At 55.4% G+C, this 23,908-nt stretch carries 23 protein-coding genes; 7 read left to right on the top strand and 16 right to left on the bottom strand.

Annotation, left to right across the window (positions count from 1 at the left end):
* Positions 1 to 289 precede the first annotated feature (289 nt).
* On the bottom strand, positions 290 to 1,579 hold the full coding sequence (locus LPB67_RS10710; protein ID WP_262837168.1) for an Hsp70 family protein: 1,290 nt from the start codon (positions 1,577 to 1,579) through the stop codon (positions 290 to 292).
* Positions 1,580 to 1,797: 218 nt separating this feature from the next.
* Entirely contained in the window at positions 1,798 to 3,108 is a 1,311-nt protein-coding gene (locus LPB67_RS10705) for a hemolysin family protein (RefSeq protein WP_262837167.1), read from the bottom strand.
* A gap of 76 nt (positions 3,109 to 3,184) precedes the next feature.
* On the opposite strand from LPB67_RS10705, the gene LPB67_RS10700 reads away from it, so the two are divergent.
* Positions 3,185 to 4,426, top strand: a complete 1,242-nt coding sequence (locus LPB67_RS10700) for an MFS transporter (RefSeq protein WP_262837166.1) — start codon at positions 3,185 to 3,187, stop codon at positions 4,424 to 4,426.
* Between the two features lie 114 nt (positions 4,427 to 4,540).
* On the opposite strand, the gene LPB67_RS10695 is transcribed toward LPB67_RS10700, so the two are convergent.
* The gene (locus tag LPB67_RS10695; protein ID WP_262837165.1) at positions 4,541 to 5,854 is read right to left on the bottom strand and encodes a dicarboxylate/amino acid:cation symporter; all 1,314 of its coding nucleotides are present in this window, start codon (positions 5,852 to 5,854) and stop codon (positions 4,541 to 4,543) included.
* Positions 5,855 to 6,065: 211 nt separating this feature from the next.
* Positions 6,066 to 7,553 (bottom strand): PLP-dependent aminotransferase family protein, encoded by a 1,488-nt coding sequence (locus tag LPB67_RS10690; RefSeq protein WP_262837164.1) that lies wholly within the window; start codon positions 7,551 to 7,553, stop codon positions 6,066 to 6,068.
* A 213-nt stretch (positions 7,554 to 7,766) separates the two neighbouring features.
* Here LPB67_RS10690 and LPB67_RS10685 point away from each other — a divergent pair, with 213 nt between their 5' ends.
* Positions 7,767 to 8,093, top strand: a complete 327-nt coding sequence (locus LPB67_RS10685; protein WP_262837162.1) for a hypothetical protein — start codon at positions 7,767 to 7,769, stop codon at positions 8,091 to 8,093.
* 227 nt (positions 8,094 to 8,320) lie between these two features.
* A complete protein-coding gene (locus tag LPB67_RS10680) occupies positions 8,321 to 8,650 on the top strand; it encodes an antibiotic biosynthesis monooxygenase family protein (RefSeq protein ID WP_262837161.1) in 330 nt (109 codons plus the stop codon).
* Between the two features lie 22 nt (positions 8,651 to 8,672).
* On the opposite strand, the gene LPB67_RS10675 is transcribed toward LPB67_RS10680, so the two are convergent.
* The 5 genes from LPB67_RS10675 to LPB67_RS10655 all read right to left on the bottom strand — a co-directional run bounded on the left by LPB67_RS10675 (position 8,673) and on the right by LPB67_RS10655 (position 12,599).
* Positions 8,673 to 9,662, bottom strand: coding sequence for a GyrI-like domain-containing protein (locus tag LPB67_RS10675; RefSeq protein ID WP_262837160.1), 990 nt, complete (start codon positions 9,660 to 9,662; stop codon positions 8,673 to 8,675).
* A gap of 65 nt (positions 9,663 to 9,727) precedes the next feature.
* Positions 9,728 to 10,585, bottom strand: coding sequence for a hypothetical protein (locus LPB67_RS10670; protein ID WP_262837159.1), 858 nt, complete (start codon positions 10,583 to 10,585; stop codon positions 9,728 to 9,730).
* A gap of 122 nt (positions 10,586 to 10,707) precedes the next feature.
* On the bottom strand, positions 10,708 to 11,325 hold the full coding sequence (locus LPB67_RS10665; RefSeq protein WP_410482726.1) for a chromate transporter: 618 nt from the start codon (positions 11,323 to 11,325) through the stop codon (positions 10,708 to 10,710).
* On the bottom strand, positions 11,326 to 11,901 hold the full coding sequence (locus LPB67_RS10660; protein ID WP_262837158.1) for a chromate transporter: 576 nt from the start codon (positions 11,899 to 11,901) through the stop codon (positions 11,326 to 11,328).
* 200 nt (positions 11,902 to 12,101) lie between these two features.
* On the bottom strand, positions 12,102 to 12,599 hold the full coding sequence (locus LPB67_RS10655) for a phage regulatory CII family protein (protein ID WP_262837157.1): 498 nt from the start codon (positions 12,597 to 12,599) through the stop codon (positions 12,102 to 12,104).
* A gap of 205 nt (positions 12,600 to 12,804) precedes the next feature.
* Between LPB67_RS10655 and LPB67_RS10650 the strand changes: the two genes are divergently transcribed.
* From LPB67_RS10650 to LPB67_RS10635, 4 genes are all read left to right on the top strand, one after another.
* Positions 12,805 to 13,677 carry a hypothetical protein gene (locus LPB67_RS10650; RefSeq protein ID WP_262837156.1) on the top strand — a complete coding sequence of 291 codons (873 nt, stop codon included), beginning with the start codon at positions 12,805 to 12,807 and terminating at the stop codon, positions 13,675 to 13,677.
* Positions 13,678 to 13,685: 8 nt separating this feature from the next.
* The gene (locus LPB67_RS10645) at positions 13,686 to 14,498 is read left to right on the top strand and encodes a DUF2491 family protein (protein ID WP_262837155.1); all 813 of its coding nucleotides are present in this window, start codon (positions 13,686 to 13,688) and stop codon (positions 14,496 to 14,498) included.
* Between the two features lie 90 nt (positions 14,499 to 14,588).
* Positions 14,589 to 15,368 carry a hypothetical protein gene (locus LPB67_RS10640; RefSeq protein ID WP_262837154.1) on the top strand — a complete coding sequence of 260 codons (780 nt, stop codon included), beginning with the start codon at positions 14,589 to 14,591 and terminating at the stop codon, positions 15,366 to 15,368.
* A gap of 161 nt (positions 15,369 to 15,529) precedes the next feature.
* The gene (locus LPB67_RS10635) at positions 15,530 to 15,991 is read left to right on the top strand and encodes a YybH family protein (protein ID WP_262837153.1); all 462 of its coding nucleotides are present in this window, start codon (positions 15,530 to 15,532) and stop codon (positions 15,989 to 15,991) included.
* A 2-nt stretch (positions 15,992 to 15,993) separates the two neighbouring features.
* Here LPB67_RS10635 and LPB67_RS10630 read toward each other — a convergent pair whose 3' ends face one another.
* The 7 genes from LPB67_RS10630 to LPB67_RS10600 all read right to left on the bottom strand — a co-directional run bounded on the left by LPB67_RS10630 (position 15,994) and on the right by LPB67_RS10600 (position 23,887).
* Positions 15,994 to 16,704, bottom strand: a complete 711-nt coding sequence (locus LPB67_RS10630) for a LytR/AlgR family response regulator transcription factor (RefSeq protein ID WP_262837152.1) — start codon at positions 16,702 to 16,704, stop codon at positions 15,994 to 15,996.
* Entirely contained in the window at positions 16,701 to 17,831 is a 1,131-nt protein-coding gene (locus LPB67_RS10625) for a sensor histidine kinase (RefSeq protein WP_262837151.1), read from the bottom strand. Before LPB67_RS10625 ends, LPB67_RS10630 begins: the two co-directional genes overlap by 4 nt.
* Complete coding sequence (locus tag LPB67_RS10620; protein ID WP_262837150.1) at positions 17,831 to 18,754, bottom strand: alpha/beta fold hydrolase; 924 nt, start codon at positions 18,752 to 18,754, stop codon at positions 17,831 to 17,833. Before LPB67_RS10620 ends, LPB67_RS10625 begins: the two co-directional genes overlap by 1 nt.
* A gap of 69 nt (positions 18,755 to 18,823) precedes the next feature.
* Positions 18,824 to 19,738: a methylglyoxal synthase gene (locus LPB67_RS10615; protein ID WP_262837149.1), complete on the bottom strand. Its 915-nt coding sequence runs from the start codon at positions 19,736 to 19,738 to the stop codon at positions 18,824 to 18,826.
* Positions 19,739 to 19,763: 25 nt separating this feature from the next.
* A complete protein-coding gene (locus tag LPB67_RS10610) occupies positions 19,764 to 21,071 on the bottom strand; it encodes a putative bifunctional diguanylate cyclase/phosphodiesterase (protein WP_262837148.1) in 1,308 nt (435 codons plus the stop codon).
* A 58-nt stretch (positions 21,072 to 21,129) separates the two neighbouring features.
* Positions 21,130 to 22,848, bottom strand: a complete 1,719-nt coding sequence (locus LPB67_RS10605; RefSeq protein WP_262837147.1) for an HD-GYP domain-containing protein — start codon at positions 22,846 to 22,848, stop codon at positions 21,130 to 21,132.
* Positions 22,849 to 23,044: 196 nt separating this feature from the next.
* The gene (locus tag LPB67_RS10600) at positions 23,045 to 23,887 is read right to left on the bottom strand and encodes a PEP-CTERM sorting domain-containing protein (protein WP_262837146.1); all 843 of its coding nucleotides are present in this window, start codon (positions 23,885 to 23,887) and stop codon (positions 23,045 to 23,047) included.
* Positions 23,888 to 23,908 lie beyond the last annotated feature (21 nt).

Here is a 23,908-nt window from a genome sequence, read left to right as displayed (position 1 = left end):
ACTCGTGGATAACAGGATTGACGCAAAAAAATAAGCACAGAGAGGCTAAGACGTTCAATGTGGGAAAGGTGCTGGATCCCTGCCTTCGCAGGGATGACGAATCAGGATTCCCGTACTGCACTGCAGCGTATTACTGCAGACCCAGAGTACACGGAACCGCAGAAATTTTCTTTGCCTTCTCCGTACTCCGCACCTCCGCAGCGTGCGCTTTTTTTATTCTGTCTCAGTCTTAGATAAATTGCTTTAAGTATACCTGAAACGACCAGCGCAACGATACCACAAACCGTTTTCAGGCATAACGGCGATACGCATCCAGGCCGAGTCCTGTCCCGATACTGCCGAACAAATCGCCTTCGACTTTTTTGGCATCCGGCACGATGGCGCTGATGCGATCGCGCAAGCCGCGTACGCCGCTCGATCCGCCCGTAAAAAACACGGTATCCACTTCATCCGCACTGACGTCGGCTAAAGCCAGGACCTGGCTGACCGTGCTGCCGATCTGCTCGGTCAGATGCTGTATCGATTGCAGAAAACCCGGCTGCCCCAACGTCAACACACAAGACGCCGTCTGCGGCACTTTGCCGCGCAAACGTTCCAGTACCAGATCGATGGTGGCGTGGTCGGATAACTGTATCTTGGCGTCTTCCGCTTTGATCGCCAGCCAGTGGCCGTCGCGCTGCTCGACCAGGTGCAACAGGCGCTCGAAGCGCAGCCTGATGTCGGTTTCGCCGATATCGCGATACACATCTTGTAATTCGCGCCAGACTTTTTGGGTGTAGGTCAGGTTGATGGTATGCCAGGTCGCCAGGTTGAAATAATAACTCGACGGGACGTCGCTGCTGCTGGCCAGCTGTCCGCCCAGACCGAGCAGCGGCATGATGTGCGCCAGACTCAGGTATTTATCAAAATCGGTACCGCCTATATGGACGCCGCCGTTGCCCAGTATGTCGTCATAGCGATCGGTCCGGTGGGCCCGTTCCGGTGCCAGCCTGACCAGGGAAAAATCCGAAGTGCCGCCGCCGATATCGGCGATTAAGACCAGTTCTTCTTTGCGGATACGGGATTCGTAATCAAACGCCGCGGCGATAGGCTCATACTGGAATTGAATTTCTTTGAAGCCCGCAGCCAGTGCGATTTCTTCCAGCGTGTCTTGCGCGAGCCGGTCGGCGACCTGATTATCATCGATGAAATGCACCGGGCGACCCATCACGGCGCGCTCGAAATGCTGTCCTGCCGAGCGTTCGGCGCGCTGTTTCAGTTCGCTGATGAACTGGCTCAATAATTGGCGGAACGGCAGCGAGCGGCCTTGCACTTCGGTCTGCCCTTCCATCAGGCTGGTGCCGAGCAAGCTCTTCATGGAGCGCATCAGTCGTCCTTCATATCCGGCCAGATAGGTTGCCAGGGCGGCCCGTCCGTAGCTGACTTCATCTTCATCGGCGTTGAAAAACACCACCGATGGCAGCGTCGGTTTTTCATCCTCGAGTGCCAGCAAGCCGGGTGTGTGTTCAGGCTGATCCGGCTGGTGCCAGGCAACCGTTGAATTTGAGGTGCCGAAATCTACTCCACATGCATGCGACATGAAACTTCCTGATGAAAAACGCGGGGAGCGATTATAGCGTATTGGGGTTTAGGGACTGACGCACAGCGGAAAACCGTTTGCCGCTTCAGTATCAATCCCGCAGGCTGGGTGCGGCTTCCAGAGGCATTTCGTGCCAGGAGGCGCATCCACATTGCGGGTTCGTTTTTGGTAATGCAACAACAAGGCAGCGTTGATGTTCTTGCCCCATTCTGAGGGAATTATTCCGATGGCTTATCCGCCCCATTGGTTCTGACCACCAGCAACTGATCGATACGGTAATGATCGATATCCACCACCTCGAACTTGTAATTGGCAACCATCACGCAATCGGTGCGTTTCGGGATCTTCTTGAGCATGGTCATCATGAAGCCAGCAATAGTCTCATAGCTACCCTGTTCCGGTAAAGCATCGATTTCCAATGCACGGCATACGTCCTCGATGGTAGTGGCGCCGTCAATCAGCCAGGAGTTCGCATCGCGCTGGACGATCTGGTCTTCCATGAACGGATGCACCAGATTGCCCATCAGCGTGCTCAACACGTCGTTTAAGGTAATCACGCCGACCACCAGCGCATATTCGTTCAGGATCACCGCAAAGTCTTCCCGCGTGCCTTTAAATTGCTCCAGCATATCGGATAAGGTCAGTGAATCCGGCACCACCAGCGCGGTGCGCAAAGACAGTTCCTGAACTTTGGAAAAAGCCTGATTGGTCAGCACCCGTTTCAGAATATCCTTGGATTCGACATAGCCGACCACATTGTCGATCTGGCCGTCGCAGACCAGGAACTTGGTATGCGGATGTTCGGCGATTTTTTGCCGGATCACGATGTCGCTGTCCTGCAAGCTGAAATACACAATACTGTCGCGCTGGGTCATCGCCGACGGCACGGTGCGGCTCTCCAGTTCAAACACATTGCCTATCATATGATGCTCGCGTTCCTGCAAGACGCCGGCCTCGGCGCCGGCATCGAACATCGCATAGATTTCGTCCGAAGTGATCTGCTCATTGCGCGTGGTCGATACATTGAATAACTTGAAGATCAGATTCGACAAGCCATTGAATACCCAGACCAGGGGTTTGAACAGGCGCACACACCATAACATCGGTTCGACCACGGTCATCGCCACGGTTTCCGGCGCGGTCATCGCGATTTTTTTCGGCATCAGGTCGGCAAACAAAATGAACAGGGAGGTAACGAAGATGAAGGAGGTCACAAAACTCGCGGTATCGACCCAGCTGGTGGAACCAAACACGGAATGAAACACATTGGAAAAATACGGCGTCAGCGCTTGCTCTCCCAGAATACCGCCGAGTATCGCCACCCCATTCAGGCCAATCTGCACCACGGTAAAAAAATGGCCGGGCTGGGTTTGCAACTCCAGTACCCGCGCCGCGCGGGCCTCGCCCTCGGCTTCCAGCACTTGCAACTTGACTTTGCGCGCCGCCGCCAGCGATATTTCGGACATGGAAAAAAACGCGCTGATCGCGACCAGAAGCGCGATAATTAAAAAATGGTCGAATAAAGCCATACCTACTCCGTTACAAAATGCATTGTTTGAATCATATACTATTGAGCTTCCCCCAATTGCCTGAAAGTCCGATTGCATGACTGCGACATCATCCCCAGCAACGCCAACCACTCTCCCTACCAATATCCGCTTCGTCCTGATCACGGTGTTCCTGGACATTCTCGGGATCGGTTTGATTATCCCGGTGTTGCCCAGACTGGTCGGCGCTTACCTGCCGCAGGCCGATATGCAGGCCTATTGGTACGGTGCGATTGTGGCGATCTACGGTGTGATGCAATTTTTCTGCGCGCCGATTATCGGGGCCTTGAGCGACCGCTTTGGCCGGCGTCCGGTGTTGCTGGTCTGCGTGTTTGGCCTGGGCATGAATTTCCTGATGATGACGGCAGTCACCTCGATCTATTGGTTGCTGCTGGTCAGGGCGATCGGCGGCGTCACGGCAGGGAATATCTCGGTTGCCAGTGCGTATATTGCCGACGTATCGGCACCCAGCGAGCGCAGCAAATCGCTGGGTAAAATCGGTGCCATGTTCGGCCTGGGATTTATTTGCGGCCCGGTGCTGGGTGGCCTGCTAGGTGAGGCGAATATCCTGTACCCGTTTTATCTGGCGGCGACGGTGTCGATGGCGAACGTGATTTACGGTTATTTTTCTCTGCCGGAATCCTTGTCGATGGCTAACCGCAAGCATTTTTCTTTGGCATCGGCGAATCCCTTTGCCGGCTTATCGGGCTTAGGTCATTTGCGCGGCGTCGGCGCCCTGGTTTGGGTGTATGCGTTCACCATGTTTGCGCAATTTACCTTGCAGACGACCTGGGTCTTGTCGACCGAATTGCGCTTTGGCTGGACCCCAATGCAGAACGGTTTTTCCTTATTCTGCGTCGGTGTATCGAGCGTGGTCATGCAGGGCGTATTTTTAGGCCGCTATATCAAACGGGTCGGCGATGCGAATGCGATCCTGATCGGCCTGGCTTCATCTGCGACCGCCTTAACCCTGTATGGATTGGCGAACCAGGGCTGGATGATGTATGCCCTGATCTTGTGTAATGTGCTGGCCTTCGCTACCGGACCTGCTTTGCAAGCGATGTTTTCGCGTGCGGTGGATGCGCGTTCGCAGGGTGTGGCGATGGGCTCGCTGACGGCGCTGGCAAGTATCATGAGTGTGGCCGCAACGCTGGCTGGCACTTCTTTGCTGGGTCAGGTCAGCCATCAGCCGCGCGGCAGCATGCTATTGGGCGCACCGTTTTTCATGGCGGCGACAGTCCAGCTGATAGCGCTGACTCTGGCCTTGCGGTATTTATACAAGCCGAAGATCGCGACCTGATGCCCGCTATTGAGGCGCTGCACACCATTGCGGCATAAAAAAGGGCAGATGGAATTTCATCTGCCCTTGGTATTTCTGAAACAGGAACTTAACACATCAACTCAATACATGGACTTAACTAAGTCCTGTCGTCAGATGTAAATTCTGTTCTGATTGCTCGGCGAGGTTTTCGCTCTCGCCGTTCAGGCGCTGATGCAGTTTCAGTTCATCCACATCATTGCCCCATTTGCCGACCACGATGGTCGCAACGCCGTTACCTACCAGATTGGTCAGGGCCCGTGCTTCGGACATGAAACGGTCGATGCCCAGGATCAAAGCCAGGCCTGCGACCGGAATGCCGCCGACCGCCGATAAGGTCGCCGCCAGCACGATAAAACCGCTGCCGGTGATCCCTGCCGCCCCTTTCGAGGTCAGCAACAAGACCGCCAGCAAAGTCACTTGCTGCATCAGGCTCATCGGCGTATCGGTGGCTTGCGCAATAAACACGGCCGCCATGGTCAGATAGATTGAGGTGCCGTCGAGGTTGAATGAATATCCGGTTGGAATCACCAGGCCGACCACCGATTTTTTGACGCCGAGATTTTCCAGCTTGGCGATCATGCCTGGCAATGCCGATTCGGACGACGAGGTGCCGAGTACGATCAGCAATTCTTCTTTAATGTATTTGACGAATTTCCAGATGCTGAAGCCGTGTACCCTGGCAATCGTGCCCAGGACCACAAACACAAAGATCAGGCAAGTCGTGTAGAAGGCCGCCATCAGCTGCGCCAGCGGCAGCAGGGAGGCGATGCCAAATTTACCTATCGTATAGGCCATCGCGCCGAAGGCACCGATAGGCGCGACTTTCATGATGTAGCCGACGATCACGAACAGCACCTGAGAGAATTTTTCAATCACGTCGAACACCAGTGTGCCGCGGCCGCCGAAGCGATGCAAGGCAAAACCGAATAACACGGCGATCAGCAACACCTGCAAAATCTCGCCTTTGGCAAAGGCATCGACCAGCGTGCCCGGAATAATCGCCATCAGGAAATCGGTGGTGGTCTGCATCTTGCCCGGCGCAGTGTAGTTGGCAATTTCCTTGGTGCTCAGCGCATTCGGATCGATATGCATGCCGGCGCCCGGTTGCCAGAGATTGACCACGATCAGGCCGACGATCAGGGCCAGCGTGCTGACCACTTCAAAATACAGCAGCGCCATGCCGCCGGTCTTGCCGACTTTTTTCATGTCTTCCATGCCGGCGATGCCGACTACCACGGTGCAGAAAATGATCGGTGCAATCATCATCTTGATGAGCTTGATGAAGCCATCGCCGATCGGCTTCATGGCGGCACCGGATTCAGGATAAAAATGGCCCAGCAACACGCCAATGATGATGGCGGAAATGACCTGAAAATACAGGGAACGGTACAGCGGCGGCTTCTTCATCTGGTGTCTCCAGTGTTGTTATCGGTTGCCGCTGACAGTGGTTTTGTTGCAAGCTGATCGCGGCAGTGTGGTCGGGAAGGATCCCAGAACTGGCGCCATTATGAAAACTTCGCACCGCTGTGCCTATTGTGGGTTTCCACACGTGTTGCTTTCCCTGCGCTTGAGCTGCTTGATAAAGCGTCAAGCCGCAAGCATCGCCAAGCGCTGCAATTCAGGCCGCGATATGCAGGCTTTGCCGGGCTAGCCCCGTGATAATCTGTCCGAGTGTACGCAAGGCGCTGTCGAGTTCATCGGTAAAATGCATGCCGCAATTCAAACGTAAAAAATGGTTAAAACGATTTGAATTCGAGTACAGCAAGCCCGGCGATACCAGGATTCCCTGTTCCAGAGCCGCCTCGAATACCGCTTTAGAGGAAAGTTTATGCGGCATTTCCACCCATACCGAGATCCCGCCATCGGGCACGGTCAGTCGCGTCCCTTCCGGGAAATACGCCGCAATCGCTTCTGCGGTGCGCTCGCGTTGCAGCGTCAGGGCGTGCCGCAGGCGGCGCAAATGGCGGTCGTAGGCGCTGGAATTGATGAACTCTGCCAGGACGATCTGCGACCATTCTTCGTTGTAACGGGTTTGTGCATATTTCAGCATGCTGACGCGCGCATGCCAGCGCCCTGCAACCATCCAGCCTATGCGCAAGCCGGGCGCCAGGATTTTATGCAGCGATGCGCAGTAAATCACGTTGCCGCTCTGGTCCCAGTGTTTGGCGCTGGTCAAGGCGTTATCGGCGTTTGCCAGGGCGCTATACGAATCATCCTCGATCAGCGGAATCTGCTGCGCTTCGCAGAGCTCGACCAGCCGTTGCTTATGGCTGTCCGGCATGATGCTGCCCAGCGGATTTTGCAGATGCGGCACCACCACCACGGCTTTGATATTGGCGTAGGTCTGCATTGCCAGTTCCAGCGCTTCGATCGAGATACCGGTTTGCGGACTGGTCGGAATTTCCAATGCCTTCATGCCCAGGCTCTCCAGCACCTGCAGCAAGCCGTAGAAAGTCGGCGACTCGACCGCGATGATGTCGCCCGCCTGCGCCACGGCGCGCAGCGCCAGATTCAGCGCCTCGATACAACCCAGGGTCACCACCACATCGTCGGGCGCAATGCTGATACCCATGCCGAGTGCGCGTTTGGCGAGCGCGGTTTTGAGTTCCTTATTACCGCCCGGAGAAATCGCCTTGGTCAGCAATTGCGGGCGCTGGCGCAAGGTGCGGATCGCCAGGTTCTTGAGTTCTTCCTGCGGGTACAAATCCGGTGCGCCAGTGGCTCTGGCCAGATTCACTTTGATTGGACGCTGCCCTTGCGCAATGATGGCCGAGACCCGTTCGTGTATCCCGACAAACTGCGCCGGATCGATCGCTGCATTCACCACCGGCTCGGCCACCGGCACCAGGCTGACACGACGCGGCTGGCGTACAAAATAGCCGGACCGCGGACGCGCCTCCAGCCAGCCGTCGGTTTCTAACTGGCGGCACATTTGCAAGGCCGTGGACAGGCTGACATCGTGCAATTGCATCAGCTTGCGCACCGAGGGCATGCGTTCGCCGGTGGCCAGCGTGCCGGCCTTGATCGCGGACAGATAATGCGCCGCCAGCCGCCGGTATAGCGGCAGATCCTGACCTGATGTTTGAAATGTGCGGTGTTTGTTCATCGGGGGAATCATGCGCTCGGCCACTTGGGCTGAACAGATACAGTTAACCTAAATGCATACAATAACAGATGTGAAAATCCCTGTTTGCACCGATGCAGTTGCTGCTTTCCTGTGCCTGTTATGCCTGCGCCTGTTGGCCTATTCTGATCAGCATCCGTTTCCCCAGCGCAAGTTGAATCTCAACCAGAGCGACCATCACCACAGGAGCATCGCATGCACATCACTACCCTGCAATCCGCACAGTGTTATCAGACTTACCTGTCCCGCAGCGCCAAATTGCACCTGACTGTCGGCAGCGTGCTGATTAAAGAAGCCGCGATCAGTATCGATGCCTGTGCCTACCTGCCGCAGGTTCCGCTCGCCGAGGGCGCAACTTATACGGTGCAGCGTAGCGGCTGGTTCCAGGTCTGCGCCCAAAAACGCTGTGAATTTTTAATCGAATTGCCGGCGCCGACTCTGACAGAATTGCTCTGGGCACGTGTTAGGCGGGCGCTTGCCAAACCCGTCCATGCGCTTACGCGTCGTCTTCGTCTGGACTGATTCGATGCCGCTGATTTTTTATCGCGCATGCTGAATTGCTTGCTGAATCCCAAGGCGCGATAGCGCTACCGCAAAGCCCCAAAGCTGGTTGCTGGCCCGCTTTTGTTTTTGGGTCTCTCTTTATGCCTGTGATTGTTGGAATCGCCCATGCGATAATCCGCATCGCTAATGCGACATGCAGGCGATATTCACCTGCCCGTTTATGATTAAGATTACCAAGGAGAACGATGTACTCTGCCTCATTCATCTATGAAGCAAAAGGTTTTGATGATGAATATCATCGTCTGGATCAATTGATCGAAGAAGTCGCGCAGTCCCTGCCCGGCTTTCTCGGTGCCGAAGTCTGGCGTTCGCCCGATGGCAAGAAAAATAATGCGATTTATTATTGGGCAGATCTGGATACGCTCAAAGCGTTTTCAGCGCATCCACGACACATGGAAGCCAAGCGCCAGTATGCACGCTGGTATGCCGGCTTCCATATCGTGATTTCCGAGGTGATACGTTCTTACGGTGATGCCGCGTTCGGCCATATCACACCGGATGAGCGGAGTCGCTGAGTCAGGCGGCGACAGGTATCGCTTACATGGCCCTGACGGGTATGCATAATTCGCAATCAAATACGCCCGTCACCGGATCCACTCTGGAGCCGACCGGATAGCGCTCAAAGCAAGGGCGGTCATCGCATAGCATGCCGCTTGCGGGCAGCCATCCTTTGAATAGCTCTACCCATGCGTCGCCGATCTCCTGTGAAGTGCCGATAAATTTGGCTACCGCATAGCGCCCGCCGGGTAGGGTGGTGAGCATCGCCTTGCCCGTCGCAACAAACTCCTGACGCACCTCAATCGCCGCATCGTAGCGGCATTTCTCCGGCGGCGTAATGCTGGGGTCGTCATGACTCAGGCCGTACATAGGGCTTGCGGGGATACCCTGGGCCTGCAGCCAGGGATGAAAAACCTGGCTCCAGAACTGGCCTATCGTCGCTCCGTAAGGGCCGATTTGTCTCAGGTAAGCGATTCTTGCAGGGGCGAATTCTACGAGTTCGACTTTCATACGGATCTCCATGATGGGGTGATTGAAGACCTCATCATGGTCTAAGCCGCAGCCGATGGCCTGACTTGGCTTGCTAATCAACTGATCCAGATTGCTATCTTGTGCTGACTGGCGCAGTTTGGCCTGCGCCAACTGCGTTGCCCAGCGTTGCTTGGTATCCCTTCGCCAGCTGCTGGGCGAGTAAGAAAAGTGCTGCTTGAAAGCACGGGAAAATGCCTCGCCAGAACCGAAGCCTACCGAGAATGCGACTGCCAGGATCGACATGTCCGGCTGTGCGGCGAGCCTGAGCGCCGCCACTTCGAGCCGCCGCCGTCGCAGATAATCGCCCAGGGTTTCGCCCATCCAGGCGGCAAATAAGCGATGAAAATGAAACGGCGAAAAATGCGCGACTTGCGCCAGTTGCGTCAGATCCAATGGAGCGTCCAGATGCGCATCAATGTGATTGAGCACCGTGTTCATGCGCCTGGAATATTCATTCAGGCTGTGTTTTGCGGCAGGTGCCGGAGTCGAAGTGGGCATGGCGGATCAGTAGCTCGGCCGGGGAAAAAGCACATTCTACTTAATAGTTGACCCGCATCGGCGATTCAACGGTCGTTCGGATTGCCGAAAAATTCTTTCATCATGAAGGTTTCCAGCTCTGCCGTGTCTTGCGGACGGGCCGACAGGTTGATGACGCGACCCAGGCGGCGCGAGTCCCAGCTGAAATCGCCCTGATATTCTTCGCGGATCAGGACGATCATGCGGCGGATGATCGCCAGTTCGATATTGCCGCCCAGGCCGGCATCGACTTCGATGACTTTTTTGAAGCTGTTTTGCCGGCTCGGTTTCCAGCCGCGGAAAGAGAAGGTCGCCATGCGCGTGCTCTTGCTGAGGATCTGGAACACCCCGCTGGTGCCTTCGCGGTTATTCGCTTGCTGCATGCTGCGACGGACATTCGCCTCGGCGACTTCTTGCGGACTCATGCCGCGCGCACCCTGACGGGCGGCTTCGTTTTCTTGCGCGGCGGCCTCTTCGGCGGCACGGCGACGTTCACGCGCTGCGGTCAGCATGCTCATCATGTCAGGCTGCTGGATCGCATCGGGCTGCGGGGCTGGCGTTGGCGGCGTTTCGGCCACGGCTTCCTGCGGCGGCTGTGGTCTGGTAATCGATTTCGGTTTGACGGCGGGATGCAGCTTGGGCTTGGGCGGTTCTTTTTTCTTTTCGATATCCGCCATCTTGCTCATCGTGTCCTTGTCCAGCAGCAACACGATGGCGCTTTCGGGCTGCAGGCTGTCGCCTTCTTTTTTGAGCGGCTTGTGGGTCAGGATAAAGTACAGCAACAGCGCATGAATCAGCAGCGCGAGCAGAACCGCCAGGCCGTTGGCTGGGCGGAAGCGGATGTGCAGATGGACTTCGCCCGGTTCAGCTACTTCCTGTTGATTGCTCTCGATGTAAAACTTCATGTAGTGATAATGCCAGACCTGAGATATGCCAAATTCCGAAGCGGCAAGGATAACCGATTGCCGCTTAAATACATGTAACAAAATTTATCGGCAAGGGCAGGCCAACCCAGCCCTTAGTCAGCCTAAACCAGCCCGAACCAGCCGAGAATCGCCCCCAGCGCCAGCAGCCACAGCAAATGCAGACGGGTGCGCCAGACCAGCAGGCCGCAGACCGCTGTCAGCAGCCATAACGGCCAGTCTTTGCTGGCGACATGGTGCGCGGCGGCCATGATCCAGCCGGTTGCCAGCAACAGGCCCACCACAATCGGCGCCATGCCGAGTTTAAAGGCTCTCACACTGCGTAACTCGCGGTTCCGGTGGCCCCAGTTCGCGGCCACATAAGTCAGCGTGGTGCTCGGTATCAGGATGCCGCACATCGCCACCGACATGCCGAGCAGGGCGTTCCAGCTGCTGCCGGTATTCATGCCGATATTCCAGCCCATCAAGGCGACGAACAAGATGTTCGGACCCGGGGCCGCCTGCGCCAAGGCGATCGAGGCATTGAATTGCGCATCGCTCAGCCAGTGCTGCCGGGTGACCAGGTAGCGGTGCATGTCGGGCAAAGTAGAAATGGCGCCGCCGACCGACAGCAGCGACAGCATCATGTAATGCAGCAGCAGATTCAGCCAGTCGCTCGCCTGCATGCTGACATGCAGGGCTGGCGTGCCGTGTAGCAGTTCGCTGATGAGAGTATTGCTCATTTACTTTCCCAGCCGCTGATAAGCCAGCGTGCAGGCGATACTGCCCAGCCCCAGCAGCACATAGGCCAGCGGCAGGTGCAATAAGGCGACGCCGGCGAAGCACAGCGCGCACAACAGCCCGCAGATCGCCAGCCCGATCGGATTTGATTTCAGAGCGGGGAATAAGCGCAAGCCGGATGCGATAATCATGCCGGCGGTCACCGCACTCATGCCGCGCAAGGCACCGGCGACCCCCGGATGATTGGCGAATTGCCCATACACCATGGCCAGCAACAAGATGATCAGCAGGGGTAGCGCGAGCATCCCCGCCAGTGCCGCCATCGCACCCGCCAGGCCGAAATAGCGGTTGCCTATCATCATCGACAGATTCACCACATTCGGCCCCGGCATGATCTGCGCGACCGCCCAGTCTTCGATGAATTCTTCGTGGGTCAGCCAGCGCTTGCGCTCAACCAGCTCCATTTGCACGATGGCCTGCACCCCGCCAAAGCCTTGCAGCGCCAGTAAGGTGAAGGAAATAAATAAATCTCGGACGGATTTCGGTTGCGGGCGGGGTACTGCGGGATCTGGACTCATAAACTGGCGGATTGAGGCTTACATTCAGGATGCAATCAATTTCATTTATATACTCCCCTACATACGCATGCAAAATCTGGCTGATGCGCTTATTTAGTATGCGGTCTTAAAATATACTAAGGTAGAGTATATGAAATTTAAAAGAAAAGGCAGGGATTTCATGCCCATTGTAAAGCACGTCCGTCCAGCCTGTCAGGCCCTTATTTCTTATTCTCTGCGCGGTGATGGTGAGCGCGGATGCGGGCGCGCCATTCGCCCAGCGCGGTCAAGGCACCCTGGAATTCGCGCTCAATCAGATCGGCTTCCGCTGCCGTAATCACACCGTCCAGCAGGGCATCGGATACCACTGCGGCGACGCTGCCGACCTGGCTCACCACGCGGCACACGGTTTGCGATAAATCATCACCGCTGATCTGATCCGGTTCCGGCACCACAAACGCCGCCATGCCGTGCCGCCTCAGCAGCGCATGTAAAGGCAGCAACGCATCCTTGACGCCGGCCTGGCTGCATAACTCGACAATCTGCGACAACTCTTCAAACGAGGGGTAATGCGATTCGATGCCCGGCGCGAGTTTATTCCGCAACACGTTCACCGACACTTCCATGCGTACTGCCAGTGCCTCCAGCCCGCCGGGGTAAGCACGCGCCACCTTATACAGAGCGTCATGCTGATTCATATCCGAGTACTTGCGCGTCATGGTGATTTTCCCTTTTTATTACCGATGCTATTTGTCTTTTTGCTCACTATGCTTCGTTCTAACTCCTCTTCACACCGTGTGTCGAGTGAGCAGATCGGGACTGACGCAATCCTGGTTCAGCAAGCAGGTGTAACGCGGCTGGGGCAGTTTTTCGTCAGTCTCAGGATTGTACAGAGTTGCAGATAAATAACTACGGATACCCGCAATGAACTTACTGAAAACCCGGCTCAGCAAAACGATGGTCGCCAGCCTGATGGTGCTGATGCCGCTGCTCTCGATCAGCGATCTCGCCTGCGCTGGCACCGCAGGCCGTTCTGGCGGTTCATCGTCTAGTTTTAAAGGCGGCTTCTCCTCGCAAAAAAATACGGTCAGCCGCACTAGCAGCCCTGCTGCCGGGCACAATGGCAACAGCAGCTTCGGCAGTTTCGGCACGTCCTCATCCGCTGCACCGGCTAAATCGACCCCGGCTTCGGTCTCGGTTTTAAATCGCGATATGGACAACAGCCGCTCGCAAGCCAATGCCATCAAAAACCTCGATGCGCGCACTGGCAAAACCCCGGACGCTGAACGTAATCTCAGCGTTACCGGCAAGCCGCTCGATCCGGCACGCAGCAGCTTCGGCAACGCGACTCCGGCATCGGGTACGAATCCCAGTTGGGCGGGCAATACCAATAGCGCGGCACAGCCAGTGCCACAACCGCTGCCGCAGACCATCATCGTCCAGCGTGAACACAGCTCGATGGGCGGCATGTTCATGGGCTTCATGCTGGGTCAGGCCCTGAGCCGTCCGCATACCACGGTGAATGTAGACGGTCGTCCGCGTGACATGCTGCCTATGGATAACAACACGACGAACGGCAGCAGCTCGGCAAGCGGCGCGACCGGCAATGGCAGCGCAGACGGCTCGTCGGGCTTCAAAGCTAAACCGGAAGAGCCGGAATCCCTGGGCTGGCCGCTGTTACGTATCGCGCTGTGGGCCGCATTATCAGGCGCTCTGGGTTGGGGAATTTACAAATGGATGCAGGTCAACAAGCGTCGTCAGGAAGTCCGCAGCAACTACACTTTAGGAAAGGTATAAACCGCATCATGGCCTGGAAAGACGCCTACCAATATGCCGGCAAACTATTCGGCAAATACAGCAACAACGATCTTGTCAACTCTGCCAGCGAGCACCGGCAAGCCCGGCGTGAAGATGTGGATCTGCCTTTACGTGCCCGCATCGGCGGTGTCGTGCAACTGCAAAAGTCGCCGTTCATCCGCGCACTGAGCCAAGGCTCGCTGATCAGCATGCCGGAAGAGAAAGACTCCTTGATTCGCGCCATCAGCCGGGTGCGACTGGAGATTGCAGGCAGTTTGTACCGCTATTACCTGTTGACCGGCGACCAGGATGACAAGGAATGTTTTATCCAGTTGTATCAAAACGAAGCCGGCGATATTTCCGAAGTCATGTATTACAGCCGGCTGACCCGCCTGATCCCGGAGAGTAGCGCAGATCAGGAGGCGTATTCCGGTTCGGCAGGTTACGGCCTGGGCGATCGCAGCTACACCTTATGGCGCGAGCAGCTCAGCAGCCTGGCATGGGATGAGGCGAGTCTGAACAGCATATTCGGTGATGCCGGTCATCTGGAATTCAGCCGCGATGCCGGTGATCCGCTGAGTGATTTCGTCGCGCCGTTTCAGGCGCAGGAAAGCCGGATCGATGATGCCGGTGGGCAGCACGGCCTGATGCAAGACCTGATCTTTATGCCGTATAGCCGTGCATTGGATGGGCAACGCGAGAGCCTGTTAATCAGTACCGAGATCGTCACAAGTCAGGATGGTGACAGCAGTCGCCGCCGGATTCATGTCGATTTCATGATAGGGATTCCAGTGGAACTGGATCGATTGCTGATTCAATAAATCGGCAAAACAGCAGCACAGCAAAAAAGAGTAGCGCAGTCAATTTTCACTACACAACGCCGTACTTTTAATTCCTTGAGAGGACACAAAATGAGCAATTTGAATGGTTGGGGCCTGACAGCACGCTTGATCTCCAAGCACTTTGGCGTATTGGGCGACAAAGTCTCCGAAGCGATTGCCAATTTCGACCCGGAGACCGCAACCGAGGCAGACCGTGATCGTCTGGCCGACACACTCAGAGAAAGCGCCCAAAAACTTGCCACCGCACGGGCGTCTTTCGACAAAGAACACAATGATGTCGTCAAACTGCGCGAACTGATTGCCAACGACGAAAAAGCGTCAGGCACACTGGCGGAACGGCTTGCCTCCGGCCAGATATCGGAGGCGACCGTCAGTCTGTTTTGCGATGAACTCGAAGCGAACAAATCGCGCCTGCCGCTCGAGTTGCAAGAAGAAATCGATGCGCAAGAGTATATGAACGAATTGCAAAAAATCGTCGATGCCTTGTCAAAACAATTGGCCGATTTCGATGCGGCAGCGAAAAAAGCCTTGCAAAATCTCGCCAGTGCCAATGCCCAAAAAGATTTGCAGGAGCTGCGCGTCGAGCGGCAAAGCCAGTTGGCGAATTTGTCCGGCATGCAGGGGCAATCGACCGCACTCAATGCCCTGACCCGCCGCGCGCAAAGCGTCAGCAACCAAGCCGCAGGCATGCGCATCGTCGCCGACATCGGTCAAAAGCCGCTCGATCAGGCAGCAGAGATCGAGGCGATCCGTAAATCGGTGAGCCAGGCGGATACGGCCGGTGAGACGACCCTGCAACGCTTGCAGCGTTTGTCGGCTAAGCCTGCCGAGGTCAGCGCTGCGGCGTAATTTCTCCGGGCATGCGGTAGTACTGAACTGGGCAATGCTTAAAACGGGGGCAATACGCCAAGGCGGATTGCCCCCGGTTTTTTATTGGTCGTGATTGAGTTTTACCTCAGATGCACCTATGCTGCTTGTCAATGACAATCGAATCAAACAAGGCATAGCTGATGAAACTTCCTCTTGTAATCCGTGCGCTGTTATGCGGACTGGCGATCTTCAGCAGTCTTCCTGGCGATGCCGCACAAAGCGCACTCCAGCAAGAAGTCGCCGATACCGAACGTGCCTTCGCCAAATCGATGGCCGACAGAGACCTGAAGGCATTCTCATCGTTTTTATCGGCGGAAGCGATTTTCTTTTCCGGCCCGACCCCGCTGCATGGCAAGCAGCAAGTCACCGATTGGTGGGCGCGGTTTTTTCAACAAGCGGATGCGCCGTTTTCCTGGGAACCTGAACAAGTTGAGGTCATCGAGTCCGGTCAGCTGGCGCTTTCGACCGGCCCGGTGAAAGACCGGCAAGGCAAATTGATCGGCAGCTTTACCTCGATCTGGCGGCAAGAAAAACCCGGCGTCTGGCGCATCATTTTCGACAAGGGCAATGAGGTGTGCCGATGCGAGGCCGAGCAAAAATAAATTCAAAAACGATGCGTCTGCTTGAAGTCCGCAGCACGGCGGCGCGACATGTCAATCTGCCTGCCATCGGTTAACAGTAGATTCAAACCGCCCGTATCATTGCTCGTCATGCGGCTCACAAAATCGAGATTGACGATGTGCTGGCGACTGCTGCGGATAAATTTCCTGGCATCCAGTTTTTGCTCCAGCTGATTCAGCGAACGCAGCATCAGCGGACGATGCTGGTCGAAGTAGACGCGGGTGTAATTGCCCTCGGATTCAAACAGGACGATCTTCGCGATCTCGACAAACCAGCAACGTTCACCGTCTTTGATGAATAATTTTTCTTCCTGTGTTGCCGCCGCATCTTGCGAACGTTCTATCGGCGCTGCTGGCTGCACTCTTTGCAGGGCATGTGCGAGCCGCGCAGTTTCTATGGGCTTTAATAAATAATCGAGTGCATTGACTGCAAAAGCGCGCAGGGCGTAGGCATCGAAGGCCGTCGTGAAAATGATTTTCGGTACACGATCGAGATTGCTTAACAGGTCAAAGCCGCTGCCGCCGGGCATCTGTATATCCAGAAAAACCAGTTCAGGCACCAGCCCGGCAATCATTTGTTGCGCCTCGACGATATTGCTGGCCTCGCCGATCAAGTCAATCTGCGGATGCGCGTTCAGCAAGCGCCTCAGCTCGGCGCGGGCCAGTCTTTCGTCATCAACAATCAGGGCTTTCATCGTTTATCCTGTCCTATTTGTCGCGGTAAGCTCAGTGTCGCATGCACCCAGCTTTGCTGGTCGGCCTGATGTTCGGTCAGGCGCACGCTGGCACGATCGCCAAATAAAATCTGCAAACGTTGTGCCGTATTTTGCAAACCTAGCTTGGTCGAGGCGCGTGAAGATGCCGGCCTGCCGATGCTGCCTTGATTCGCCACGGTGATAAGCACGCTTGCCTGTTCAGCCGGATTCGTCTGTACGCTGAGACGTATGGCGCACGGCGCCATACTTGATTCGACGCCGTATTTGATGGCGTTCTCGATCAGGGTTTGCAAGAGCATTACCGGAACCGCGATGTCTTCCAGGTCCGCCGGTATCTCCTCGCTATAGACCAGTCGTTCCTCGAAGCGAATTTTTTCGATGGCGAGGTAGTTGTGCACGGCTTCCAGTTCCTGTGCCAGCGGCACGGTGTCTTGCTGCCCGGTGCCCAGACTGTAGCGCATCATGCCTGCCAGTTTATCCAGCATTTGCGCGGCAGCGACCTGGTCTTCATAAATCAAGCCGCGCAGACTGTTCAGGCTGTTGAAGAAAAAATGCGGATTCACCTGTGCTTGCAGCGCGCGTAATTCAGCGTCTTTGACATTGACTTCGAGGCGTAATTTTTCCAACTCAAAGCGGCGTGCGCGACGGCCGGATTGCACCGCGACATACAGCGCGGTCCAGATTAAAAACACGGTGATCCAGACCGGCAGATAATTCGGCAACAGACGCCAGTCCCTGACAGTGCCCGCCGGATTCAGAATCATAAAAGCAGAAAATACCAGTAAGACTTCGGCACCGCCGAGCACGATGATGCCGCCTGTCAAACGCAGCAAGGGCAATTTACTCAGTTGACCCAATTGCAGACGATTTTTCAGATACTGGCGCCATGCATGCGACAGGGCTAGTCCGGTCAATGAACCGAACAGCCAGATCAGCGTCAGACTCGTCATATCCTGACTGCCGCTCTGGCGGGTGAAGTTCCAGTTAATCAGGAACAGCAGGCCCCAGCCGCTGAGCTGGCACAGCCAATATAAGAAGCTCGTTTTACGCGTGCCTGAATGGGAAATGCCGGAGGCAGGCTCCGGCAAAGATAGCGGTTTGCGCATTATTTTAGAAAGCTATCCATCTGTTCAAACATCCAGCCCGGATCATCGACCATGATGAAATGGCGGGCATGATCGGCCAGGGTAATTTTGGCGTTTGGCAGTTTGGCAAACTGGGTCTTGAAAACAGACTCAATCGTAGTGCGTGGTACATATTCCTTATATGCGATCCAGGTGCCCATGACCAGGGTCGGCGCGGCAATCTTACTGATGTCCTGACGCATATCCTGGGCCAGCAATTCGTACATGGCATTGGCGACCGTGTTTGAATCGGATTTATCTCCCCAGACTGCGATACGTTCTATGTCTTCCGGCTTGCTGACCATCGTGGCAATGGTTGCACGGCGACGCGCGTTCTGTTGGGCCGGATCGCTTTGCAGCATGCGGTCACGCACAGTGCGCGCCATTTCTTCTAACTGCACTGCCGTGACGCTCGGCATTTGCTGTGCTCCCAGGGCAGGCAGTGCATCGACGATCACCACTTTACCGACTTTATCGGGATAATCGCTGGCGAGTTTCATCGCTAAAAAACCGCCCAGGCTATGGCCGACGATGACCGGATGATCGAGTTTGTTGTCGCTGATGTAGCGCGCCAATGCATCCTCGACTTGTTGTAAGTAGGGGCCGCTGATCGCTGGCGCACCGGCGAAACCGGCCAGCGTCAGGACGGCGCAACGATATTGGCTTGAATAATGTGCAACGGTATCGTTCCAGACCTCGCCCGAAGACGCGAGTCCGGGGATCAGTATCATTGGTTTGCCCTGCCCGCTGACTTTGACCTGGAATGCCTGGGTGCCTGCATTGCTGTCGATCGACGCGGTGGTCGCTGCGGCCGCTGCGACCGTTGCGGAAGCGAGGGTGAGCAGTGTCGTCAATGCGATGGCGGTGCTCAAGATCTGGGTTAATTTCGTCAAAGTGGTTTTCATATTTGTTTCCTCCTGTGACGTCATCCTAATTTTTGAGCGTTGAGTTTTCCAGCGCTTTGGGATGAGTGGTCAGCTGCGGGGATGAGCGGCACGTTGTGCCAGCAAACTCAGCCAGCGGTCGCTGCCGTCGGCATCGCTGATCACGGTGGAATACCCGGTAACGGTACGCGCAGCGCGTTCGAGCAATTGAATGTCAGCCTCGTGTTGACGCGCGACATGCGGATCTTCGAGGAACAGGATGCGGCGTATCTGCTTGTCCAGCACCAGTTCGGCGATCTGCGCATCACCGCCGAGAGGGCCGGACAAAAAGGGTTTCACCCAATCTCTGCCCGCTTCCTGGCCTTTGATTTTTTGCGCGAGCTGGTTCAGCAGGCCGCCCGTGGTGCCGGTTGCGTAGCGGTGCGCGAATTGATCGAGTAGCGCAAAATGTTTTTCCGCCAGCGCCAGCATGCGGTTCTTCATCGCATCGTGGGCGATCAGGGCGATCCCTTCATGAGCGAATTCGAAGCTGGAATTTAAGGAGATATCCACCGGCGCCTGCCGCGCATAGGCTTCCAGTTCCAGCCATTCGCGCGCTGCGGCCAGCGTGGATAAAAACGGTTTGCCATGGATCACGCATTGGCGCTTTAAGGCCAGGGCTTCCGGGAAAATCGAAGATGGATCCACCGGATCGATCAGGTAAATCACCGCATCCACACTGCGCGCCGGATCGCTGTCGACGACACGCGAGACCAGTTTCATCAAACCGCCTTCACGACCGTAGGGGAAGCGTTCATGCGCAGGACAGTACTCCAATAAACCATGCGAGATAATCGCGTCCAGGGTGCGACCCACTACGATCAGTTCCGGCTGCAAGGTATGCAAAGCCGCCTGAGCGCCGCGTAGCAACTGGACTAAAGCAGAGTCGGCAGCGTCCTGGTGGCCGCGATTGGCAATCAGTCCGATGCGGAGGCGGCGTGCGGAGGCGGTAAGATTTGCGGTCATAGAGTGCTCAAAATAATAGATGGAATCAGTCGTTTGCAGGCTTGCTATGAAAGTCATGCCGCCATGCGAGTATTTGTTCGGCTGTCATCGGCCTGGCGAAGAAATAGCCTTGTACCTGATCGCAACCGAGGGCTTCCAGCTCCGCCAGCGTCTCGGCAGTTTCTACGCCTTCCGCGATGACAGGTAAGCCGAAGTTGTGTCCCAGGTCGATGATACTTTGCACGATTTGTTTATCCTGTATCGAACTGCTCATCCCTTGCACGAACATGCAATCGATCTTCAGTTCATCGATCGGGAAGCGGCGTAAATACGCGAGCGACGAATAGCCGGTGCCGAAGTCATCGATCGACAGATGAAAGCCGAGTTTTTTTAACTCAAACAGCAGATCGGTGCTGTGACCGATGTCATGGATGAAGGCGCTTTCGGTAATCTCCAAACCGATCGCCGAAGTCGGTACATCCCAGACATGCAGCACGCGTTGCAGGATTTTTGGCAGCTGCTCGAGTTCCAGCAGGCGAGTCGATAAATTAACCCAGATCAGGATGTCTTCTCCGCCCGCTTTCCAGTTGCAGTAATCACGCATGACGTTGTTCAACACTCTGAGCGTGAGCGACTCTATCAGGCCGGTACGCTCTGCCACATCGATCAAAATATTCGTAGGTACCGCTTGCGGATGATCGCTCGGCCAACGCACCAGCGCCTCCACAGAGACCATGCGGCGTGACGCCAGATCGACTTTCGGTTGATACATCATCACCAGGCTATTCGCATCCAGTACCTCGCCCAGCAACTCCGGCAAATCGGCGGCGATGACCTGATTGCTTTCTTCGGTTGCTGCCATCAGGAATTTCAGATTCGCGGCATGCGCATGTTTTTGCGCGGTATCGGCGATGCGCAATAAGGCAAACGCCGATTGCGTATGCATGGGGGCGCAGGCGATGCCGATACTCGGAGTTAAAAATATCGTGCGGTCATTGACTTTGATCGGGATATGCAGTTCGTTGAGTAAGCGATGCACGGCCAGTACGGATAAAGCTTCAGACGACAGTTGCGGCAGGATGAACCAGCACTCATTTTCATTCACGAAGACGAATTTATCTTTGCTGCGCAAGATCGGGTGTACCCGCAATAAAAATTGCTGTTTGACCTCTTCCGCATATTCATCGAGCAAGAGTGCGGCAATACGGTCAGAGCGTTGTAGCGACATCACCAGCACGGCAAGCGATGAGGCTTCGCTCGCTGCCGTGATTTCTTTTTGCAATTCGGAAAAAAATGCGCTGACTGAAGCGAGTTCAGTCAGCGATGCTGCCGGCGTAGTTACTGAATTAGACATGCATGGCACCCGATGACATCTGAATTAGCCTGACTAAAGATAATATTCAGCTTGGTAATTAAGCCTGATAATAATCGTGACAGGCCAGGCCGTAAGCACCGTCAGGCAAGCCGCGTAATATTCTCATTCTCTCATTTTCGTCTCTATTGTCCTGCAACATCAAGTCGAACAGCTTGGGTTTTGGCAATAAACTTTTATCCGCTGCGGTGAGCAAGAGTATTTTTGGTTCCAGCCGGCGGATTTTATTATGCTCCAGGACGATGCCGACTTCGCCCGATGACAGTTCTATCATGCTGCCAACCGGAAAAATTCCTACCGCCTGGACAAACTCTTCTACCAGCGGCGCGTGCAGTTGCGTACCGGCCTGTTTGAACAATTCCTTCATCGCATCGAAGGCCGAGCGGGTAATGTCATAAGGCCGGGCCGAGGTCATCGCGGCAAAGCTGTCGGCAATTGCGGCCATACGGCCAAAGATGCTGATGGCATTGCCTGCCAGTCCATTGGGATAGCCGCTACCGTCCAGGCGCTCATGATGCTCACTGATGCCGAGCAGGACATTTTTCGCCAGAGGTTCCTTGCTTTCCAGAATATCGATACTCGCGCTGACATGGGTTTTCATCAGCGAATGCTCGTCTCCCGACAGTTTGTCAGGTTTTTCCAGCAACCTATCCGGCAACTCGAGTTTGCCGATGTCGAGCAGCAGGCCGATGAAGCCCAACTCGGCCAATTGCTGACGCGAAAACCCCAGGTGGCGACCCAGTGCCATCATGTAAATCGCCACTTTCAGGCTATGTGCATAGGCATTCGCGTTGCCGGATTTCATGCGTACCAGCCACATCAGGGCGGAGGGATTCGAGATCACGCTCTCGGTCAATAACTGCACCGCGGGCTGTATTTCTTCCAGAACGATACTGCGGTCATTGTTGAGATCGGTTGACAGTTTTTTCAGCATGGCATCGGCTTGCGTGATGCTGCTACGGGCATACTTTAATTCTTCGTGAAACGGCATACCGTCCTGATATTTAACCAGGGGAATCGAGTCCGGCAGGTAGTCGCGCTTACGTTTCCTGGCCGGTAATTTGCGGAAATTGCTGCCGCGTTTATGAATCTTGCGCTGGCTGCGTTGCTGCTGCCAGTTTTGCCAGCGCTCGATCCAGTTCAGCGGGGCAAACATGGTATCGCGCGGATACAGGCTCGCGATCAGGGCGCTGAATTGCGGACTGGAACCGGGCGTCAGTTTGCTGGCCCTGTCGGCGCGTACCGTTTTGCTGCTGGATTTATTCACGCTATGACGTTCGGTGCTGGCATAGCGCAGGTAGTACGGTTTAGGTTGTCTGGGGAGCTGATTGCTGTACCTGGCCGGTTTAGCCGAACCGCTGAACAGATTACTGATCCACGCGACCAAGGCATTGGTTGCATGTTGGTTTTTTTGTTTTTCGTGAAGCGGTTCAACGGCTTTGCGCGACGGCGGGTGCCCTTTTAGCGCGGTTTTTGGCAGCGCCGCTGCAAGCGGTTCGGGCGTTTCTGCTGCCTCGTGCAGCGCATCCCATGGCAAATGCAGCAAAGACGCAGGATCGCTGCGTCGCGGATCGATCACGACTTCGCGCACCAGCGACTGCAGGGTTTGCCAATCGAGCGTCTCGGTGAGTAAAAAACCTTGCATCATGAAAGGTGAATTTACCCAGGGCCGGTCCAGCTCCGAGATAAACATGCCCAAACGCAAATCTTCAATACTGACACGCAATGACTGAGATAATTTTCTTTGCTGTTGGATCACGAAGCCGTATGAGTTAGGTGATGAAATATCGAAACTCTGGTAGACCGGATTGGTCTATTCACCTGCTTATGATAACGGTAGTTGTTAAAAAAGACTATCTTTGCCAGGCATTATTAAAAACCATGCAGACGCACAAAAGCCCAAAACTCCCCGGGAGCTTTGGGCTTTTGCCGGAATGGGATTGATACCGGCTGGCTTACATTTTACGACGACGTAATACTAGGATTGCCAATGCGGTGCCTAGCAATAGCACACTGGCTGGCTCCGGTATCGGATGGCCGCCGTTCTGCTGCAAAAAGCTGAAGGTGTTAAGCGCATAGATGCCATTGTCATTCAGCGGTGCGTAGCTGGCACCGCATAAGGGTAAGCCGCAGGCAGTCGTGGTAGCGATCATATCGATATCGGCGATGATGAACAGGGAGCCGGATCCCGGTGCATATTCTCCTGCATGCCAGAAGGCTGAGGTGACCTGGTTTTCGACATTGCGACCGCCAACGTGGCCGTTGTGTGCGAGGATCGCCGCTTCATTCAATTGACCGACCAGATAAAACTGCTTCACATTGTTGGCAACGCCAAACGGACCGTTGAACAGCGGCGCGCCGCCATTCGAGACTGAGCCCGTGCTGGCGGTGGTGCTGATGCCCAGCGTCGTGCCCAAGATGTCGTGATTGGAGTCATCCTGCAGCAAGAACAAATCGCCGCCGCCGAGAAAATAATTCATGATCGCGGCCGAAAAACCTGCGCCTTCACTGTTGGCGATCCAGGTGCCGACGAACATATCGACACCTGCCAGTGTGCCGCTATTTACCGCAGCGAGGTTGGTCGTGGTAATGCTGCGATTGACGATGCCGCCTGGGCCAAAGTTGGCGGGATTCTCTAGTGCGCCGCGAAAACCGGCCAGATAAGAACCGTCCCAGGCCCATTGGCCGCTGGCGGGAATTAAGGAGCCTGAAGCACCGCCGACGACATAAGCGTTGGCTGCAAGGCAGGTGATTGCCAGCGCCAGGCCGGCAACAAATTTAGATAGTGCGTTGGACATAAGTATCTCCGTTGGGAATTA

Source organism: Undibacterium sp. Jales W-56, from assembly GCF_025548535.1.
In the GTDB taxonomy this organism is placed as follows: Bacteria; Pseudomonadota; Gammaproteobacteria; order Burkholderiales; family Burkholderiaceae_D; genus Undibacterium.
Note: the sequence above shows the minus strand (reverse complement) of the source record. Positions and strands in the feature narration are given on the sequence as shown.

What these genes read in the sequence shown, in the direction of transcription:
- LPB67_RS10620 (WP_262837150.1), bottom strand. Translation starts at nt 18,754, where the DNA reads ATGAAAACCACTTTGACGAAATTAACCCAGATCTTGAGCACCGCCATC.
- LPB67_RS10610 (WP_262837148.1), bottom strand. Translation starts at nt 21,071, where the DNA reads ATGTCTAATTCAGTAACTACGCCGGCAGCATCGCTGACTGAACTCGCT.
- LPB67_RS10705 (WP_262837167.1), bottom strand. Translation starts at nt 3,108, where the DNA reads ATGGCTTTATTCGACCATTTTTTAATTATCGCGCTTCTGGTCGCGATC.
- LPB67_RS10650 (WP_262837156.1), top strand. Translation starts at nt 12,805, where the DNA reads ATGAACTTACTGAAAACCCGGCTCAGCAAAACGATGGTCGCCAGCCTG.
- LPB67_RS10690 (WP_262837164.1), bottom strand. Translation starts at nt 7,553, where the DNA reads ATGAACAAACACCGCACATTTCAAACATCAGGTCAGGATCTGCCGCTA.
- LPB67_RS10625 (WP_262837151.1), bottom strand. Translation starts at nt 17,831, where the DNA reads ATGCGCAAACCGCTATCTTTGCCGGAGCCTGCCTCCGGCATTTCCCAT.
- LPB67_RS10710 (WP_262837168.1), bottom strand. Translation starts at nt 1,579, where the DNA reads ATGTCGCATGCATGTGGAGTAGATTTCGGCACCTCAAATTCAACGGTT.
- LPB67_RS10680 (WP_262837161.1), top strand. Translation starts at nt 8,321, where the DNA reads ATGTACTCTGCCTCATTCATCTATGAAGCAAAAGGTTTTGATGATGAA.
- LPB67_RS10630 (WP_262837152.1), bottom strand. Translation starts at nt 16,704, where the DNA reads ATGAAAGCCCTGATTGTTGATGACGAAAGACTGGCCCGCGCCGAGCTG.
- LPB67_RS10640 (WP_262837154.1), top strand. Translation starts at nt 14,589, where the DNA reads ATGAGCAATTTGAATGGTTGGGGCCTGACAGCACGCTTGATCTCCAAG.
- LPB67_RS10675 (WP_262837160.1), bottom strand. Translation starts at nt 9,662, where the DNA reads ATGCCCACTTCGACTCCGGCACCTGCCGCAAAACACAGCCTGAATGAA.
- LPB67_RS10700 (WP_262837166.1), top strand. Translation starts at nt 3,185, where the DNA reads ATGACTGCGACATCATCCCCAGCAACGCCAACCACTCTCCCTACCAAT.
- LPB67_RS10615 (WP_262837149.1), bottom strand. Translation starts at nt 19,738, where the DNA reads ATGACCGCAAATCTTACCGCCTCCGCACGCCGCCTCCGCATCGGACTG.
- LPB67_RS10600 (WP_262837146.1), bottom strand. Translation starts at nt 23,887, where the DNA reads ATGTCCAACGCACTATCTAAATTTGTTGCCGGCCTGGCGCTGGCAATC.
- LPB67_RS10665 (WP_410482726.1), bottom strand. Translation starts at nt 11,325, where the DNA reads ATGAGCAATACTCTCATCAGCGAACTGCTACACGGCACGCCAGCCCTG.
- LPB67_RS10655 (WP_262837157.1), bottom strand. Translation starts at nt 12,599, where the DNA reads ATGACGCGCAAGTACTCGGATATGAATCAGCATGACGCTCTGTATAAG.
- LPB67_RS10645 (WP_262837155.1), top strand. Translation starts at nt 13,686, where the DNA reads ATGGCCTGGAAAGACGCCTACCAATATGCCGGCAAACTATTCGGCAAA.
- LPB67_RS10670 (WP_262837159.1), bottom strand. Translation starts at nt 10,585, where the DNA reads ATGAAGTTTTACATCGAGAGCAATCAACAGGAAGTAGCTGAACCGGGC.
- LPB67_RS10685 (WP_262837162.1), top strand. Translation starts at nt 7,767, where the DNA reads ATGCACATCACTACCCTGCAATCCGCACAGTGTTATCAGACTTACCTG.
- LPB67_RS10695 (WP_262837165.1), bottom strand. Translation starts at nt 5,854, where the DNA reads ATGAAGAAGCCGCCGCTGTACCGTTCCCTGTATTTTCAGGTCATTTCC.
- LPB67_RS10660 (WP_262837158.1), bottom strand. Translation starts at nt 11,901, where the DNA reads ATGAGTCCAGATCCCGCAGTACCCCGCCCGCAACCGAAATCCGTCCGA.
- LPB67_RS10635 (WP_262837153.1), top strand. Translation starts at nt 15,530, where the DNA reads ATGAAACTTCCTCTTGTAATCCGTGCGCTGTTATGCGGACTGGCGATC.